A 15,968-nucleotide genomic window follows, 5' to 3' on the forward strand; every position below is an offset into this window, starting at 1 on the left:
GTCGAGCGGATGCGCCGCGATCAGTCGTCGCCGTCTTCGGCGGTTGCAACCATCGCATTGATTAGAAATTCGGTCAAGCTTTCGACCGGCACGGACTGCTGAACGTTCTTCTCGCCGTCTGCGCCCGCGCCGCGCAGCGGCTTCACGCTCGCCGCGCCGTTCGCGACCTCGTCTTCGCCGAAGATCACCGCGAACGCCGCGCCGCTCGCGTCCGCGCGCTTCATCTGCGACTTGAAGCTCGCGCCCGCGCCGTCCGCGCTGCAATGCAGGATCACGTCGAGGCCCGTGTCGCGCAGGCGCTCGGCGGCGATGAACGCCTGCTCGCGCGCGGCGTCGCCCTGGTGGACGACGTACACGTCGACGCCTTCCTGCTCCGGCATGAGGTTCTCTTCCTTCAGGAGCTCGAGGATACGCTCGACGCCCATCGCCCAGCCGCACGCGGCGGTCGGCTTGCCGCCCAGTTGCTCGATCAGCGGATCGTAGCGGCCGCCCGCGGCGACCGTGCCCTGCGCGCCGAGCTTGTCGGTCACCCACTCGAACACGGTCAGGTTGTAGTAGTCGAGCCCGCGCACGAGGCGCGGATTGATCGTGAACGGCAGGTTGTTCGCCTTCAGCAGCCGTTGCAGGCCCTCGAAGTGCGCGCGCGACGCGTCGCCGAGGAAATCGATCAGCTTCGGCGCGTTCTGCACGATCTCCTGCAGCGCCGGATTCTTCGTGTCGAGCACGCGCAGCGGGTTCGTGTAGAGGCGGCGCTGCGCATCGTCGTCGAGCGACTCGGCATGCTGCTCGAGATACTTGATCAGCTCGACGCGGTGCGCGGCGCGCTCCTCGGCGAGGCCGAGCGAGTTGATCTCGAGCTTGATGCCGGCGAGGCCGAGATCGTCCCACAGGCGCTGGCACATCATGATGATTTCCGCGTCCGCGTCCGGGCCCGCGAAGCCGAGCGCCTCGACGCCGACCTGATGGAACTGGCGATAGCGGCCGCGCTGCGGGCGCTCGTGGCGGAACATCGGCCCGAGGTACCACAGCCGCTTCGGACCGTCGTACAGCATGTTGTGCTCGATCGCCGCGCGCACGACGGCCGCGGTGTTCTCGGGACGCAGCGTCAGGTGCTCGCCGTTGAGCGAGTCGACGAAGCTGTACATCTCCTTTTCAACGATGTCGGTCACTTCGCCGATGCCGCGCGTGAAGAGCTGCGTGTGCTCGACGATCGGCGTTCGGACGTTCTGATAGCCGTACGCGCGCAGCAGCGACTTCACCGTCGCTTCGAAGAATTCCCACAAGCCGGCATCCTGCGGGAGGATGTCGTTCATGCCCTTCACGCCCGTCAGCTTCTCGAGCTTTCGCTTTTGTTCTGTCATCTGAAATACGGTGGACGAATTAATTCTGGACCGCGGCGCGGCCGTAGGTGCGCGCGACGTAGTCGCTCACGATCTGCTGGAACTCTTCCGCGATGCGCTCGCCGCGCAGCGTCTTCACTTTCTCGCCATCGACGAACACGGGCGCGGCCGGATTCTCGCCCGAGCCCGGCAGGCTGATGCCGATGTTCGCGTGCTTCGACTCGCCCGGGCCGTTGACGATGCAGCCCATCACCGCGACGTTCATCTTCTCGACGCCCGGATATTCGTCGCGCCACACCGGCATCTGCTCGCGCAGGTATGTCTGGATCTGCAGCGCGAGCTCCTGGAACAGCGTGCTCGTCGTGCGCCCGCAGCCCGGACACGCGACGACCATCGGCGCGAACGAGCGCAGCCCCATCGTCTGCAGGATTTCCTGGCCGACCACCACTTCGCCCGTGCGCGCCGCGCCCGGCTCCGGCGTGAGCGAAATGCGGATCGTGTCGCCGATGCCTTCCTGCAGCAGCACGCCGATCGCGGCCGTCGACGCGACGATGCCCTTCGAGCCCATGCCCGCCTCGGTCAGGCCGAGGTGCAGCGCGAAGCCGCAGCGGCGCGACAGCTCGCGGTACACGGCGATCAGGTCCTGCACGCCGCTCACCTTGCACGACAGCACGATCTTGTCGCGGCCGAGGCCCAGCTCGACCGCGCGCTCGGCGGAGCCGATCGCCGACTGGATCAGCGCCTCGACCATCACGCTCTGCGCTTCCCACGGCTTCGCGCGCGCGCCGTTCTCGTCCATCATCCGCGCGAGCAGATCCTGATCGAGACTGCCCCAGTTCACGCCGATTCGCACCGGCTTGTCGTACTTGATCGCGGCTTCGATCATCTGCGCGAACTGCGAATCGCGCTTCGCGCCCTGGCCGACGTTGCCCGGGTTGATCCGGTACTTCGACAGCGCCTCCGCGCAGCCCGGATAATCACGCAGCAGCAGGTGGCCGTTGTAGTGGAAATCGCCGACGAGCGGCACCGACACGCCCATCCGGTCGAGCTGCTCGCGGATCGCCGGCACGGCGGCGGCGGCCTCCGGCGTGTTCACGGTGATGCGCACGAGCTCGGAGCCCGCGTTCGCGAGCTCCTTCACCTGGATCGCGGTGCCGATCGCGTCGGCCGTGTCGGTGTTCGTCATCGACTGCACGCGCACGGGCGCCGCGCCGCCGATCGTCACGAGCGTGCCGCCCCAGCGGACGTCGACCGCATGCGACACGCGCCGCGGCGCATGCCCGCCGAATACCGGCTCGGTTGAACAAATCTGACTGCTGCGTGGGGATTGAGCTTCGGATTGCATCGATAGATCCAATTTACGCCAAGCGCGCCGCCTGCCCGGCTGCGCGCGAAAGGGAAAAGCGCCGCGACCGGGCCGGCCGCGGGGCGCTTGCCGTCAGGGCAATGCGAAACGCGCGACGTTGCCCCGAGCCGTCGAGTATTTTGCCGGATCGACAGGCTTGCCGTCGAAAGCGACCGATTCGAGCCCGGCCTTGTTGCCGATCGTGACCTTGAGCGGCGCGGCGCCCGCGACCTGCTTCGTCTCGCCGGCGCGCACGAGCGCCGAGAACAGCTCCTTGCCGTTCTTGTCGCGCACGCTGAACCAGCAGTCCTGCGCGACCTTCAGCGCGACGACCGACTGGCCGGTCGCGACCGCGACGGCTGCGCTCGCGCCGTCGGCCGCCGGCGCGGCCGGCTGCTGCGTCACTTGCGCCGGCTGCGCGGGTTGCGCCGGTTGCGCGACGGCAACTGGCGTCGAAGCGGGCGGCACGACCACCGCGCTCGCGACGACGGGCGCCGAGCCCGCGGCCGGCACGCTCGCCGATGCGCCGCCGATCGGCTGCGTCGCGGGCGCCGCGATCGCGCCCGCCTGCGTCACCGTGCCCGACACCGCCGCACTCGCCGGCAGATCGGACGCGGTGCCTTCCTGCTGCGCGTGCGTGCCCGACGCGGCCTCGCCCGCGCCGCTCGACTTGAAGCGCGCGAGCCAGTTCGACGATTCGCCGCCCGTGCGCCACATCGCCGCCGCGACGAGCGCGACGACGACCGCCGCAACCGCCCACAGCCACGGCCGGCCGCGCGACGAGCCGCCGAGCGGGATCGACACCCGGCCGCGCGGCAGATCGGTGCCGGCCGAAGCGGGCATCGACAGATCGACCTCGGGCGCGCCCTTCTCGCGGCGCAGCGCCTGCGCGAACGGCTCCGGATCGACGCCGAGCATCTTCGCGTAGCTGCGCACGAGGCCGAGCGCAAACGTCGTGCCCGGCAACCGGCTCGTATCGCCCGCCTCGAGCGCCTGCAGCTTCGGCGCCGCGACCTTCAGCCGCGCGGACACGTCGTCAACCGACCATCCCTTCGACTCACGCAAGGCCGCGAGCCGTGCGCCCACCGCCGCGACCGACGCAATGCCGCCGCCGGCCGCCGCCGGTTTCTCGCCTGCGTTCGTCTCTGGGCCCTTTGACGGCTGCGGTTCGCTCATCCTCATCCTCGCGTCGATTCTTCTTGCCTGCACGCCCGCGCCAGCTCCGGCCGGGCCCGCAACACCACCGTTGTCACACACTGCGCGGCGCCGCGCGCCGCCCCCGATCGCTTTACGCGCATTTCACTACCGGCCCGGACATCCCCATCAAACCGCCCGGACCTCGATAACCTTCGTCGTCCCCGTCCGCTCGGCAAGGCGCGTGCGATCCCTGACCGCGCCCGCCAGTTGCCCGCAGGCGGCGTCGATGTCGTCGCCGCGCGTCTTGCGGATCGTCGTCACGATGCCGGCGTCGATCAGAACCTGCGCGAAGCGCTTGATCTGCTCTGTCTTCGAGCGCACGAGCCCCGATTCCGGGAACGGATTGAATGGAATCAGATTGAATTTGCACGGCACGTCGCGCGTCAGCGCGAGCAACTCGCGCGCATGCGCTTGCGTATCGTTGACGCCGTCGAGCATGCAGTATTCGAACGTGATGAAATCGCGCGGCGCGACCTTCAGATAGCGCTGGCACGCGGCCATCAGTTCGCGCAGCGGATGCTTCCTGTTGAGCGGCACGAGCTCGTCGCGCAGCGCGTCGTTCGGCGCGTGCAGCGACACCGCGAGCGCGACGGGCAGCTCCGCGCCGAGCCGGTCCATCATCGGCACGACGCCCGACGTCGACAGCGTCACGCGCCGGCGCGACAGGCCGTACGCGTTATCGTCGAGCATGAGGCGCATCGCGGGCACGACCGCCGAATAATTGAGAAGCGGCTCGCCCATGCCCATCATCACGACGTTCGTGACCACCCGCTCGGCCTTTCCGTTCGGGCCGGGCGCGCGGCCGAGCGACGCGCGCAGCGCGAATTCCGCCATCCGCAACTGCCCGACGATCTCGCCCGTCGACAGATTGCGGGAAAAACCCTGCTTGCCGGTCGAGCAGAAGCGGCAATTGACCGCACACCCCGCCTGCGACGACACGCACAGCGTGCCGCGCGTCTCCTCGGGGATGAACACCGTCTCGACCGCATTGCCGTTGCCGACGTTGATGAGCCACTTGCGCGTGCCGTCGGCCGACAGGTGATCGCTCAGAATGTCGGGCGTACCGATCACGGCGCGCCCCTTCAACTTCTCGCGCAGCGATTTCGCGAGATCGGTCATCCCGTCGAAATCGGCCGCGTTGTATTGGTGGATCCAGCGCTGCAGTTGCTTAGCGCGAAACGCCTTCTCGCCGAGGCTGCCGCAATACGCGACGAGCCCCTCGGCGTCGAGGTCGAGTAGATTGACGATGGTTTCGCCCGCCATGATTGCCCTGCCTTGCCGCCGAACGCGCCGGACCCTGACCAGCTTAGCGCGAGTAGACGTTCATTTCCGGGAAGAAGAACGCGATCTCGACGCGCGCCGTTTCCGGCGCGTCCGAGCCGTGCACGGCATTCGCGTCGATGCTGTCCGCGAAATCGGCGCGGATCGTGCCCTTTTCCGCCTTCTTCGGATCCGTCGCGCCCATCAGGTCGCGGTTCTTCAGGATCGCGTCCTCGCCTTCCAGCACCTGGATCATCACCGGGCCCGAGATCATGAAATCGACGAGATCCTTGAAGAACGGACGCTCGGCGTGCACGGCGTAGAACTTCTCCGCATCGGCGCGCGACAGGTGCGCCATGCGCGCCGCCACGATCTTCAGGCCGGCGTTTTCGAAACGGCTGTAGATCTGGCCGATCACGTTCTTCGCCACCGCATCCGGCTTGATGATCGACAGGGTGCGCTCGAGTGCCATAAAAACTCCAAGAAATTAAGAGGTTACAGTTCCAAATGAATCCGTTATTGTAACACGATCCCGTGTATCATTGCGATTGAACCCTTACACGGCAGAAAGGTTCTAATACTTCGTGTTTCGCAGGCGCCAAGGCGTTGAAACCTCCGCCGTCGAAACCCATCATAGGGGTAGCGGCTTCACGGTTTTTTGCGGCGCAACAAGCGCGTCGCCCGCCGGCGGTGCCGCCACGTTCCATGCTAGGAGAAACCATGAACGATTATCCGTACAACTTCGGCCGCGGCGGCGCGATCAGCACCGCCGAGACCCGCAACCGCGTACTGCGCAATACCTACTGGCTCCTCGCGCTGTCGATGGTGCCCACCGTGCTCGGCGCGTGGGCCGGCGTCGCGACGGGTTTCTCGCGGTTCGCCGCGACGAGCCCGATAATGAGCCTCCTCGCATTCTTCGCGATCGCGTTCGGCTTCATGTTCGCGATCGAGCGCACGAAGAACAGCTCGGCCGGCGTGTTCGTGCTGCTCGGCTTCACGTTCTTCATGGGCCTGATGCTGTCGCGCCTGTTGAGCTTCATCCTCGGTTTCTCGAACGGCCCTTCGCTCATCATGCTCGCGTTCGGCGGCACCGGCGTGATCTTCGCCGCGATGGCGACGGTCGCAACCGTCAGCAAGCGCGACTTCTCCGGCCTAGGCAAATGGCTCTTCGTCGGCGTGATCGTGCTGCTGCTCGCGATGGTCGCGAACATGTTCCTGCAGTTGCCGGCGCTGATGCTGACCGTGTCGGTGCTCGCGATCGTAATCTTCTCGGCGTACATGCTGTTCGATGTCCAGCGCGTCGTGAACGGCGGCGAGACCAACTACATCAGCGCGACGCTCGCGATCTACCTCGATCTGTACAACGTGTTCACGAACCTGCTCGCGCTGCTCGGCATCTTCGGCGGCAACCGGAACTGAAGCTCGGCGACACGTCGCCGCGCGTCACGAAAAACCGGCCTCGGGCCGGTTTTTTCATGCGCGCGCCGCCCGCATTCCGCGTCAGCCGCGCTCGAAGAGCGCGATCGATTCGACGTGCGACGTGTGCGGGAACATGTTGACGACACCCGCGCCCTTGAGCCGATAACCCGCCTCGTGCACGAGGAGACCCGCGTCTCGCGCGAGCGTCGACGGATTGCACGACACGTAGACGATCCGCGCGGGCAGCGGCCCTTCACTGCTCTGCGCGATCTCGGCGAGCGCCTTCGACACCGCGAGCGCGCCTTCGCGCGGCGGATCGATCAGGAACTTGTCGAATGCGCCGAGCGCGCGCAGATCGTCCGCCGTCACCTCGAACAGGTTGCGGCACGCGAACGACGTATGACCGTCGACGCCGTTTTCCTTCGCGTTCGCGAGCGCGCGCGACGTCAGCGTCTCGCTGCCCTCGATCCCGACCACCTCGCCCTCGCGCGCGAGCCGGGCGAGCGGCAGCGTGAAATTGCCGATTCCGCAGAACAGGTCGAGCACGCGGTCGCCGCGCTCGGGCGCGAGCAGGCGCAGCGCCCGGCCGACGAGCACGCGGTTGATCTGGTGATTGACCTGCGTGAAATCGGTCGGCTTGAACGGCATCCGGATCCCGAATTCGGGCAGCGTGTAGTCGAGCCGCACGTCGAGCGGATAGAACGGCGCAGCCGTATCCGGCCCTTTCGGCTGCAGCCAGAACTGCACGCGGTGCGCGTCCGCGAATTCGCGCAGGAGCGCCTCGTCGGCCGCGTCGATCGGCTCGAGCACGCGCAGCACGAGCGCCGTCACCTGCGAGCCGACCGCGAGCTCGATCTGCGGCATGCGATCGCGGATCGACAATTGCTCGACGAGCCGGCGCAGCGGCACGAGCATCGCCGACACGTGCGGCGGCAGCACTTCGCAGCTCGTCATGTCGGCGACGTAGCTGCTTTTCTTCTCGTGGAAGCCGACGAGCACGCCGCCCTTCTTCGCGACGTGGCGCACGGTGAGGCGCGCACGATAGCGGTAGCCCCACGACGGGCCGTGAATCGGCGCGAACATCGCCTCGGCGCGCAGCTTCGCGAGATGCCACAGATTGTCTTCGAGCACGCGCTGCTTGATCGCGACCTGCGCGCGCATGTCGAGATGCTGCATCGAGCAGCCGCCGCAGGTGCCGAAAAACGCGCATTTTGGCTGCGTGCGCATCACGCTCGGGCGCAGAATATCGACGACCTGCGCCTGCTCGTAGGTCGGCTTGCGGCGAAAGCTCGAATAGGTGACGCGCTCGCCGGGCAGCGCGCCCTCGACGAAAATCACCTTGCCGGGCTCGCCGTTTTCGTCGACGACGCGGCCGACGCCTCGCGCTTCCATGTCGAGCGAATCGATATCGAGAACCGGGGCGCGATCAGGCGCGGCGCCCGCATGGGACGCGCGGCGCGTGGAGAGAGGGACGGCTTCTGACACCAGCTTTTCCTGACGAACGATTGTGGGGAAAGGCGAGATTGTAGACGAACGGCCGCCATGCAATGGAGATTCGACGATGCGACTCATCAGTTGGAACATCCAATGGGGACGGGACGCGAACGGCACGGTCGACCTCGCGCGCACCGTCGACGCCGCGCGCGGCCTCGGCGATTTCGACGTGCTGTGCGTGCAGGAAGTCACGCGCGGCTTTCACGCGCTGCCAGGCGGGCCGTCCGGCGATCAGTATGCCGAACTGGGCGCGCTATTGCCAGCTTACGTGGTGTTCGATGCGATCGGCGTCGATCTGCCGCCGCTCGAGCCGGGCGCGCCGCGCCGGCAATTCGGCAACGCGCTCGCGACGCGGCTGCCCGTCGAGCGCGCGATGCGCCACGCGCTGCCGTGGCCCGCGAGCGCCGCTGCGCCGTCGATGCCGCGCTGCGCGCTCGAAGTCACGCTGCGCGCGCCGTTCGGGCCGCTGCGCGTCGTCGTCACGCATCTCGAGTACTACTCGGCGCGGCAGCGGCTCGCGCAGGTCGATGCGCTGCGACGCCTGCATCGCGAGGCGGCCGCGCACGCACGCGAGAGCGCGCCGCCGGAAACGCCGACGGGCCCTTTCGCGCCGTCCGCGCGCGCGGCCGACGCGATCGTCTGCGGCGACTTCAACAGCGCGTACCGCAGTGACGCGTACCGGCGCTTTCTCGCGCCGTTTCCGGACGCGCCGCGCTTCGTCGACGCATGGCTCGCGCGCCATCCGGGCAAGACGCCGCCGATGACGGCGGGCGTCTACGACACCGTGCAATGGCACGAAGGGCCGATGACCTGCGATTTCGTGTTCGTCACCGATACGCTCGCGCACCGCATATCACGCTGCGAGATCGACGGCGCGGTGCGCGCGTCGGATCATCAGCCGATCGTGCTCGAATTGAGCGACGCGTAGCCGGGCGATGCGCAAGCGGATCGAGATGAACGGAAAGCGCGACGTCCCCGTCACGCGTTGCGCATCGCGCGCCGCGTCACGCGCCGAACGCGGCGAGGTATTCGGCCCAGTGCGGCGCCGGCTCCTGCACGAGCGCGTTCTTCACGAGCACGATCTCCTCCGCGTATTCGGCGGGCGACAGGCTGCCACGCATCTGCTGGAACCGGCAATACAGCAAGTACGTGTTCACGACGTCGGTCTCGCAGTAATTGCGAATCTCTTCGATTCGCCCCTCCTGGAATGCCGTCCACACCTGGCTGCCGTCCATCCCGAGCTTGCCCGGGAAGCCGCATAGCTTCGCGAGCGCGTCGAGCGGCGCGCTCGCGCGCGGCTGGTAGAGCGCGAGCAGATCCATCAGGTCCAGATGCCGCGTGTGGTAACGCGACAGATAATTGTTCCACTTGAAGTCGCGATCGTCCTCGCCCATGTCCCAGTAGCGCGGCGCCGCGACGCCGTGCACGAGCGCGCGGTAATGCAGCACCGGCAGATCGAAGCCGCCGCCGTTCCAGGACACGAGCTGCGGCGTGTACTTCTCGATCACCCGGAAGAACGACTGGACCAGCGTCGCTTCCGGGTCGCCCGGCGTGCCGAGCGAGCGCACGCGAAAGCCGTTGCTGTCGCGGAACACGCACGAGATCGCCGCGATCCGTTGCAGATGGTGCGGCAGGAAATCGCTGCCCGTCTTCTCGCGGCGCGCGGCGAACGCGTGCTCGGCCACTTCGGCGTCGGCGAGGTCGGCGGGCAGATCTTCGAGACGGCGAATGCCGTCGACATCGGGAATCGTCTCGATGTCAAAAACCAGAATCGGTGTCATCGATGAATTACAGAACGGCGTCCTTGCGCACGCCGTTGGAGGCAAAAAACCGCTTGAGCCGCACGAGCGCTTCCTGTTGGATCTGGCGGACCCGTTCGCGGGTCAGCCCCATCTCGTCGGCAAGCTCCTCGAGCGTCGCGGGTTCGATATGGTTGAGGCCGAAGCGCCGCTCGATCACGTGGCGATGCTTGTCGGACAGGCGCGACAGCCACGCGCGCGTCAGCGTCTCCAGTTCGCGGTGCTGAACCTCAGCGTCGGGCGACTGGCTCTGGTCGTCGGGCAGCAGATCGAGCAGGCTGCTCGCCGGATCGAGATCGAGCGGCGCGTCGAGCGACGCGGTGTGCTCGTTCAGCGCGAGGATGTCGGTGACTTCCTCGGCCGTCTTGCCGGTCAGATACGCGATGTCGTCGATGCTCGCCTCGCGGCGCTCGGCCGCCGCGCCCGTCGACAGCGAGTTCTTCTCCAGATGTCGCTTCGCGCGCAGCACCTGGTTCAGCTCGCGGATCACGTGCACCGGCAGCCGCACGGTGCGCGCCTGATTCATGATCGCGCGCTCGATGCTCTGGCGGATCCACCAGGTCGCATATGTCGAGAAGCGAAAGCCGCGCGTCGGATCGAATTTCTCGATCGCGTGCATGAGCCCGAGGTTGCCCTCTTCGATCAGATCGAGGAGCGGCACGCCGCGATTCAGATAGCCTTTCGCGATGCTGACGACGAGCCGCAGGTTGCGCTCGATCATCACCTGCCGCGCCTCGAATTCGCCCGCCTTCGCGAGCCGCGAATAGCGCTGCTCTTCCTCGACCGTCAGCAGCGGCTTCACGCTGATGCGGTTCAGGTAGTGCTGGATCGTGTCGGCGGTGAGCTCCGCCTGCAGAAGCGCCCGGAAGTCGTCCAGATCAGGCGACGCGTCGGCCGCGTCGCTGCGCCCTTCGCCCGAATCGTCCGAATCCGCGTCGCGCGGCTCGTAGTCGCGTTCGCTGTCGGCAGCGTCTTCGTCCTCGTCCGTCGAAGCGCCAGCTCGCTCCGCCGATGCTTGCGTGGCTCGACTGATCTTCTCAGACTCGGCTTGCGGATCGTGGCGCTTCGATTTCGGCATGGTCGTCTCGTTTATTGAGGCGGCAAATACTTCAGCGGATCGACAGGTTTACCCTGCCGGCGAACCTCGAAATGCAGCATCACGCGGTCGGAATCGCTGTTGCCCATCTCTGCGATCTTCTGGCCTTTCGTCACCGCGTCCCCCTCTTTTACCATCAAAGCGCGATTGTGTGCATACGCCGTGAGATAAGTTGCGTCGTGCTTGATGATAATGAGGTTGCCATAGCCTCGCAGCCCGTTGCCCGCGTATACCACGCGGCCATCCGCGGCGGCCTTCACGGCCTCGCCGGCCGGGCCGCCGATGTTGATCCCCTTGTTCTTCGAATCGTCGAACGTGTTGAGCAGCGCGCCGCGCACCGGCCACGCAAACGACACGTTGCTGCTCGCGGCGAGCGCGCCCGTTTCGGTCGGCGCGGTCGCGGCCGGCGCAGTCGGCGCGGCGCTCGCGCTGGAACCGGAGCCATAGATCGGCGGCACCGCGGCGGAGCCGCTCGACGGACCGCTCGACAGCGGCGGCGTGACCGCGGCGCCCGCGACCGGTGCGGCCGCCGTCGCGCCGCCCGCGGTCGGCGACACGCGCAGCAGTTGATCGACTTCGATCTGGTTCGGGTTCGTCAGGTTGTTCCACGCGGCGATGTCGCGATAGTTCTGGCCGTTCTCGAGCGCGATCCGATAAAGCGTGTCGCCCGGCTTCACCCGGTAGTAACCCGGAGGCGCAGGCGGCAGCGGCGCGGGCGGCTGCGCGGCGGCGGTCGTGCCGAGCGAGCCGGAACGGTCGACGACGGGCGCCTGGTCGAGCCGCGTCGCGCACGCGGCGAGCAGCGTGAACGCCGCCATGCAAATCGCGCGCTGAGCGAGCGAGAGCGGAACCTTCGAACGATTGTTTTGCATCGCGCGCAGCATACTCATCGGTATCAAATCACTCCGGATTTTAAAGGGACAAAGAAAACGCGATCAAGCCGCGACTCGCGCCACTGCGCGGGTGCGACACGCTCCACGAGCGTCAGCACCTGCTCGCCCGCCTGCTCTCCGACAGGCGCGACTAGCCTGCCGCCGATCGCCAATTGTTCCAACAGCGCCCGCGGCACGTCGAGCCCCGCCGCCGCGATCACGATCGCGTCGAACGGCGCCGCGGCGGGCAGGCCCACGCGTCCGTCGCCGTAGTGCAGGCGGATGTTCGGCACGCGCAGCGGCCGCAAATTCAGTTTCGCGCGCTCGTAGAGCGGCTTCACGCGTTCGATCGAATACACGTCGCGCGCGACGCGGCTCAGCACCGCGGCCTGATAGCCGCAGCCGGTGCCGATTTCGAGCACGCGCTCGAGCGTGCGGCCCGCCGCCGCGAGCTCGATCATTCGCGCGACGACCGACGGCTTCGAGATCGTCTGCTGATGGCCGATCGGCAGCGCGGCATCCTCGTACGCCTGGGCCGCGAGCCCGGGATCGACGAACATGTGGCGCGGCACGGCCGACATCGCTGCAAGCACGCGCGGATCGCTCACGCCGTTTGCCAGCAGCCGTTCGACCATGCGCTCGCGCACCCGTTCCGAAGTCAGCGCGAGCGCGCTGCTCAACGCGACGTTCGGCGCAGCGCCCTTGTCGCCGTTCTTCGTGCCGGCGGACAACGCGCCCTTCGCGACGCCGGGCATCGCGGGCGCATGCTGCTTCGCGCGCACGGATTTCGAAACGGACCCGCCGATACCCGACGCGCCGGCCGCGCGTGGCGCGCGGCGCCCGGACACGATCGGGGAAGCCGCTGCGGGCGCGGCTGCCGCCGCCGCGGTGAGGCGCTGGCGGGCGGCGTCGCCAGCCGCCTGGCGCTCGGCCGCGCGCCCCTCGGGCTTGCGCGGCTCGCGCTTCAGGTCCTCGAGCGCGAGCGGAAACCGCTTCGCGCGCTCGCCGCTCATGAAGCGCCGCTCCCGGCACGCGCCCAATCGCGCGTGGCTGCGAGCATCTGCGTGTGCGTGAGATCGAGCTGCAGCGGCGTGATCGACACGTAGCCCGACGCGGCCGCGTGAAAATCGGTGCCCTCGCTCGCATCGAGCGCGTCGCCCGTCGCACCGATCCAGTAGATCGGCTCGCCGCGCGGATTGGTTTGGCGAATCACCGGCTGCGACGGATGGCGCTTGCCGAGCCGCGTCACGCGCCAGCCCTTCAGCTCGTCGTATGGCAGGTTCGGAATATTGACGTTCAGGAGCGGCGGGCCGGGCAGCGGATGGTCGAGGTAATGACGCACGATCTCCGCCGCGACGCGCGCCGCGTCGTCGAGGTGCGCCCATTCCTTGTGAACGAGCGAGAACGCGATCGCCGGCACGCCGAACATGATGCCTTCCGTCGCGGCGGCGACCGTGCCGGAATACAGCGTGTCGTCGCCCATGTTCTGGCCGTTGTTGATCCCCGACACGACGAGGTCCGGCTTCGCGTCGAGCATGCCCGTCAGCGCGACGTGCACCGAATCGGTCGGCGTGCCGTTCACGTAGTAGAAACCCGTGGCCGCCGAGCGCGACACCGAGAGCGGACGCGACAGCGTGAGCGAGTTCGACGCGCCGCTGCAATTCTGCTCGGGCGCCATCACGACGATCTCGGCGAGCGGGCACAGCGCTTCGTACAGCGCGGCGAGGCCGGGCGCGAGATATCCGTCGTCGTTGCTGAGTAGTATTCGCATCCGGCGATTGTAACCGAGGAAAGATTGCGCGAGAGCGACAGCCCGGGCCGCACGGCGCGCCGCGCGCGACGGCGCGCAAACGCACGCCGCGCGGCCCTCGGCGCTCAGATCGCGCGCTTCTCGCGCAGCGCGGCGATCGCCTGCGCGTCGTAGCCGAGCGCGCCGAGCACCTCGTCCGTGTGCTCGCCGAGCGCCGGGCCGAGCCAGCGCGTTTCGCCCGGCGTGTCGGACAGCTTCGGCGTCACGCTCGGCAGCGGGATCTCCGCGCCGTCGGCGAGTTTGAAACGCTGGATCATCTGGCGCGCGACGAATTGAGGATCGGCGAACATGTCGGCGACGCTGTAGATGCGCGACGCCGGCACGTCAGCCGCGTTCAGCACCGCGAGCGCGTCGTCGATCGTGCGCCCGGCGAGCCATTCGGCGAGCGCCGCGTCGATCTCCTGCGTGCGCGGCACACGGCCGTCGTTGTGCGCGAGCGCCGGGTCGTCGGCGAGATCGTCGCGCCCGATCGCCTTCATCAGGCGCTTGAAGATCGGATCGCTGTTGCCGCCGATCACGACGCTGCCATCGCGGCACGGATACGTGTTCGACGGCACGATGCCCGGCAGCGACGCGCCCGTGCGCTCGCGCACGAGCCCGTAGACGCCGTACTCGGGCACGACGCTTTCCATCATGTTGAAGACGGCCTCGTACAGCGCGACGTCGACAACCTGTCCCGCGCCGCCGTTCACGTTGCGATGATGCAGCGCCATCAGCGCGCCGATCACGCCGTGCAGCGCCGCGATCGAATCGCCGATCGAAATGCCGATGCGCGGCGGCGGCAGCTCGGGGTAGCCCGTGATGTGGCGCAGCCCGCCCATCGATTCGGCGATCGCGCCGAAGCCGGGACGGTCGCGGTACGGGCCCGTCTGCCCGTAGCCGGACAGGCGCACCATCACGAGGCCCGGATTGCCGGCCGACAGCACGTCGTAGCCGAGGCCGAGTTTCTCGAGCAAGCCGGGGCGGAAGTTCTCGACGACGATGTCGGCGTCGCGCGCCAAGCGGCGCACGATCTCCTTGCCCTCGTCGGACTTCAGGTTGATCGTCACCGATTTCTTGTTGCGCGCCTGCACCGCCCACCACAGCGACGTGCCGCCCGCCTCCGGATACAGCTTGCGCCACTTGCGCAGCGGATCGCCGCCGTTCGGATCTTCGATCTTGATGACTTGCGCGCCGAACTCGGCGAGCAGGCGCGCGGCGAACGGGCCGGCGATCAGCGTGCCGAGTTCGAGCACCTTGACGCCCGCGAGCGGGCCGGGGGTTGCGCTCATGTTGCTTCCTTGGATCGTTGAACGGAACGCGCGGCGCCAGCGGGCCGCGCGGCCGGCTAGAGCGTGCGCCGATCGAGCATCGCGCGGGCGATTGTGCCGGCGTCGACGTATTCGAGCTCGCCGCCCACCGGCACGCCGCGCGCGAGCCGCGTGACGGCAAGGCCACGTGCCTTCAGCGTCTGGCCGAGATAGTGCGCGGTCGCCTCGCCTTCGTTCGTGAAGTTCGTCGCGAGCACGACCTCCTTCACGACGCCGTCGGACGCGCGGCGCACGAGCCGGTCGAAATGGATCTCCTTCGGCCCGATGCCGTCGAGCGGGCTCAGGCGCCCCATCAGCACGAAGTACAGCCCGCGATAGGTCATCGTCTGCTCCAGCATGATCTGGTCGGCGGGCGTCTCGACGACGCAGAGCAGCGCCGGATCGCGCTCGGGATCGCTGCAGACCTCGCAGATCGGCGCTTGCGTGAACGTGTTGCACTTCTCGCAATGCCGCAGATGCTCGGTCGCGAACAGCAGCGACCGCCCGAGGCGCTCGGCCCCCTCCCGATCGTGCTGCATCAGGTGGTACGCGATGCGCTGCGCGGATTTCGGCCCGACGCCCGGCAGCGCGCGCAGCGCCTCGACGAGCTCGGACAGCGCGGACGGCGGCTTGATGCTCATGCGCTTGCGGCGTCGGCCGAACGGTTCATCGTCAGAACGGCAGCTTGAAGCCGGGCGGCAGCGGCAGGCCCGCCGTCATCCCGCTCATCTTCTCCTGCGACGTCGCCTCGGCCTTGCGCACGGCGTCGTTGAACGCCGCGGCGACGAGGTCCTCGAGCATGTCCTTGTCGTCGGCGAGCAGGCTCGGATCGATCGACACGCGGCGCACCTCGTTGCGGCAGGTCATCGTCACCTTGACGAGCCCCGCGCCCGACTGGCCTTCCACTTCGATGAGGGCCAGTTGCTCCTGCATCTTCTTCATGTTTTCCTGCATCTGCTGGGCCTGCTTCATCAGCCCGGCGAGTTGGCCTTTCATCATGGACTTGCTCCTTCGTAATCGATTGCGAACGGGCGCGATCTTAGCGCC

Annotated in this window: 16 protein-coding genes; 2 read left to right on the plus strand and 14 right to left on the minus strand. The window is 67.8% G+C overall.

Annotated elements, in window-relative coordinates; genetic code table 11:
* Positions 1-20: 20 nt before the first annotated feature.
* From hisS to ndk, 5 genes are all read right to left on the minus strand, one after another.
* Complete coding sequence (gene hisS, locus WS92_RS20965) at positions 21-1,361, minus strand: histidine--tRNA ligase (RefSeq protein WP_059934670.1); 1,341 nt, start codon at positions 1,359-1,361, stop codon at positions 21-23.
* A gap of 19 nt (positions 1,362-1,380) precedes the next feature.
* Positions 1,381-2,685 (minus strand): flavodoxin-dependent (E)-4-hydroxy-3-methylbut-2-enyl-diphosphate synthase, encoded by a 1,305-nt coding sequence (gene ispG, locus WS92_RS20970; protein ID WP_059934698.1) that lies wholly within the window; start codon positions 2,683-2,685, stop codon positions 1,381-1,383.
* A gap of 93 nt (positions 2,686-2,778) precedes the next feature.
* Positions 2,779-3,861, minus strand: a complete 1,083-nt coding sequence (locus tag WS92_RS20975; protein ID WP_059934669.1) for a helix-turn-helix domain-containing protein — start codon at positions 3,859-3,861, stop codon at positions 2,779-2,781.
* Positions 3,862-4,008: 147 nt separating this feature from the next.
* Complete coding sequence (gene rlmN, locus WS92_RS20980; protein ID WP_059934668.1) at positions 4,009-5,145, minus strand: dual-specificity RNA methyltransferase RlmN; 1,137 nt, start codon at positions 5,143-5,145, stop codon at positions 4,009-4,011.
* A 43-nt stretch (positions 5,146-5,188) separates the two neighbouring features.
* Complete coding sequence (gene ndk, locus WS92_RS20985; RefSeq protein WP_006026968.1) at positions 5,189-5,614, minus strand: nucleoside-diphosphate kinase; 426 nt, start codon at positions 5,612-5,614, stop codon at positions 5,189-5,191.
* A 248-nt stretch (positions 5,615-5,862) separates the two neighbouring features.
* Here ndk and WS92_RS20990 point away from each other — a divergent pair, with 248 nt between their 5' ends.
* Positions 5,863-6,561 (plus strand): Bax inhibitor-1/YccA family protein, encoded by a 699-nt coding sequence (locus WS92_RS20990; RefSeq protein WP_059934667.1) that lies wholly within the window; start codon positions 5,863-5,865, stop codon positions 6,559-6,561.
* Between the two features lie 81 nt (positions 6,562-6,642).
* On the opposite strand, the gene rlmD is transcribed toward WS92_RS20990, so the two are convergent.
* The gene (gene rlmD, locus WS92_RS20995) at positions 6,643-8,046 is read right to left on the minus strand and encodes a 23S rRNA (uracil(1939)-C(5))-methyltransferase RlmD (RefSeq protein WP_059934666.1); all 1,404 of its coding nucleotides are present in this window, start codon (positions 8,044-8,046) and stop codon (positions 6,643-6,645) included.
* Between the two features lie 76 nt (positions 8,047-8,122).
* On the opposite strand from rlmD, the gene WS92_RS21000 reads away from it, so the two are divergent.
* Positions 8,123-8,983 carry an endonuclease/exonuclease/phosphatase family protein gene (locus WS92_RS21000; RefSeq protein WP_059934665.1) on the plus strand — a complete coding sequence of 287 codons (861 nt, stop codon included), beginning with the start codon at positions 8,123-8,125 and terminating at the stop codon, positions 8,981-8,983.
* A 76-nt stretch (positions 8,984-9,059) separates the two neighbouring features.
* Here WS92_RS21000 and WS92_RS21005 read toward each other — a convergent pair whose 3' ends face one another.
* The 8 genes from WS92_RS21005 to WS92_RS21040 all read right to left on the minus strand — a co-directional run bounded on the left by WS92_RS21005 (position 9,060) and on the right by WS92_RS21040 (position 15,920).
* On the minus strand, positions 9,060-9,836 hold the full coding sequence (locus tag WS92_RS21005) for a 3'-5' exonuclease (RefSeq protein WP_059934664.1): 777 nt from the start codon (positions 9,834-9,836) through the stop codon (positions 9,060-9,062).
* Between the two features lie 7 nt (positions 9,837-9,843).
* Positions 9,844-10,932, minus strand: coding sequence for an RNA polymerase sigma factor RpoS (gene rpoS / locus WS92_RS21010; RefSeq protein ID WP_006026973.1), 1,089 nt, complete (start codon positions 10,930-10,932; stop codon positions 9,844-9,846).
* A gap of 11 nt (positions 10,933-10,943) precedes the next feature.
* On the minus strand, positions 10,944-11,834 hold the full coding sequence (locus WS92_RS21015; protein WP_059934663.1) for a peptidoglycan DD-metalloendopeptidase family protein: 891 nt from the start codon (positions 11,832-11,834) through the stop codon (positions 10,944-10,946).
* A gap of 11 nt (positions 11,835-11,845) precedes the next feature.
* The gene (locus tag WS92_RS21020) at positions 11,846-12,835 is read right to left on the minus strand and encodes a protein-L-isoaspartate(D-aspartate) O-methyltransferase (protein ID WP_059934662.1); all 990 of its coding nucleotides are present in this window, start codon (positions 12,833-12,835) and stop codon (positions 11,846-11,848) included.
* Positions 12,832-13,593: a 5'/3'-nucleotidase SurE gene (gene surE, locus WS92_RS21025; protein ID WP_006026976.1), complete on the minus strand. Its 762-nt coding sequence runs from the start codon at positions 13,591-13,593 to the stop codon at positions 12,832-12,834. The genes WS92_RS21020 and surE overlap by 4 nt, the downstream gene beginning before the upstream one ends.
* A 104-nt stretch (positions 13,594-13,697) precedes the next feature.
* A complete protein-coding gene (locus WS92_RS21030; RefSeq protein ID WP_006026977.1) occupies positions 13,698-14,903 on the minus strand; it encodes a CaiB/BaiF CoA transferase family protein in 1,206 nt (401 codons plus the stop codon).
* Positions 14,904-14,959: 56 nt separating this feature from the next.
* Positions 14,960-15,562, minus strand: a complete 603-nt coding sequence (gene recR, locus WS92_RS21035; protein ID WP_006026978.1) for a recombination mediator RecR — start codon at positions 15,560-15,562, stop codon at positions 14,960-14,962.
* 31 nt (positions 15,563-15,593) lie between these two features.
* On the minus strand, positions 15,594-15,920 hold the full coding sequence (locus tag WS92_RS21040; protein ID WP_006026979.1) for a YbaB/EbfC family nucleoid-associated protein: 327 nt from the start codon (positions 15,918-15,920) through the stop codon (positions 15,594-15,596).
* Between the last annotated feature and the right edge of the window lie 48 nt (positions 15,921-15,968).

Source organism: Burkholderia sp. MSMB1588, from assembly GCF_001546925.1.
Classification (GTDB): Bacteria; Pseudomonadota; Gammaproteobacteria; order Burkholderiales; family Burkholderiaceae; genus Burkholderia; species Burkholderia humptydooensis.

Excerpts from the sequence above, each read along its gene's own strand:
- WS92_RS21030 (WP_006026977.1), bottom strand. The coding sequence starts at position 14,903 with ATGAGCGCAACCCCCGGCCCGCTCGCGGGCGTCAAGGTGCTCGAACTC.
- hisS (WP_059934670.1), bottom strand. The coding sequence starts at position 1,361 with ATGACAGAACAAAAGCGAAAGCTCGAGAAGCTGACGGGCGTGAAGGGC.
- rpoS (WP_006026973.1), bottom strand. The coding sequence starts at position 10,932 with ATGCCGAAATCGAAGCGCCACGATCCGCAAGCCGAGTCTGAGAAGATC.
- WS92_RS20975 (WP_059934669.1), bottom strand. The coding sequence starts at position 3,861 with ATGAGCGAACCGCAGCCGTCAAAGGGCCCAGAGACGAACGCAGGCGAG.
- WS92_RS21005 (WP_059934664.1), bottom strand. The coding sequence starts at position 9,836 with ATGACACCGATTCTGGTTTTTGACATCGAGACGATTCCCGATGTCGAC.
- rlmN (WP_059934668.1), bottom strand. The coding sequence starts at position 5,145 with ATGGCGGGCGAAACCATCGTCAATCTACTCGACCTCGACGCCGAGGGG.
- WS92_RS21040 (WP_006026979.1), bottom strand. The coding sequence starts at position 15,920 with ATGATGAAAGGCCAACTCGCCGGGCTGATGAAGCAGGCCCAGCAGATG.
- WS92_RS20990 (WP_059934667.1), top strand. The coding sequence starts at position 5,863 with ATGAACGATTATCCGTACAACTTCGGCCGCGGCGGCGCGATCAGCACC.
- WS92_RS21015 (WP_059934663.1), bottom strand. The coding sequence starts at position 11,834 with ATGCTGCGCGCGATGCAAAACAATCGTTCGAAGGTTCCGCTCTCGCTC.
- WS92_RS21020 (WP_059934662.1), bottom strand. The coding sequence starts at position 12,835 with ATGAGCGGCGAGCGCGCGAAGCGGTTTCCGCTCGCGCTCGAGGACCTG.
- surE (WP_006026976.1), bottom strand. The coding sequence starts at position 13,593 with ATGCGAATACTACTCAGCAACGACGACGGATATCTCGCGCCCGGCCTC.
- WS92_RS21000 (WP_059934665.1), top strand. The coding sequence starts at position 8,123 with ATGCGACTCATCAGTTGGAACATCCAATGGGGACGGGACGCGAACGGC.
- ndk (WP_006026968.1), bottom strand. The coding sequence starts at position 5,614 with ATGGCACTCGAGCGCACCCTGTCGATCATCAAGCCGGATGCGGTGGCG.
- recR (WP_006026978.1), bottom strand. The coding sequence starts at position 15,562 with ATGAGCATCAAGCCGCCGTCCGCGCTGTCCGAGCTCGTCGAGGCGCTG.
- ispG (WP_059934698.1), bottom strand. The coding sequence starts at position 2,685 with ATGCAATCCGAAGCTCAATCCCCACGCAGCAGTCAGATTTGTTCAACC.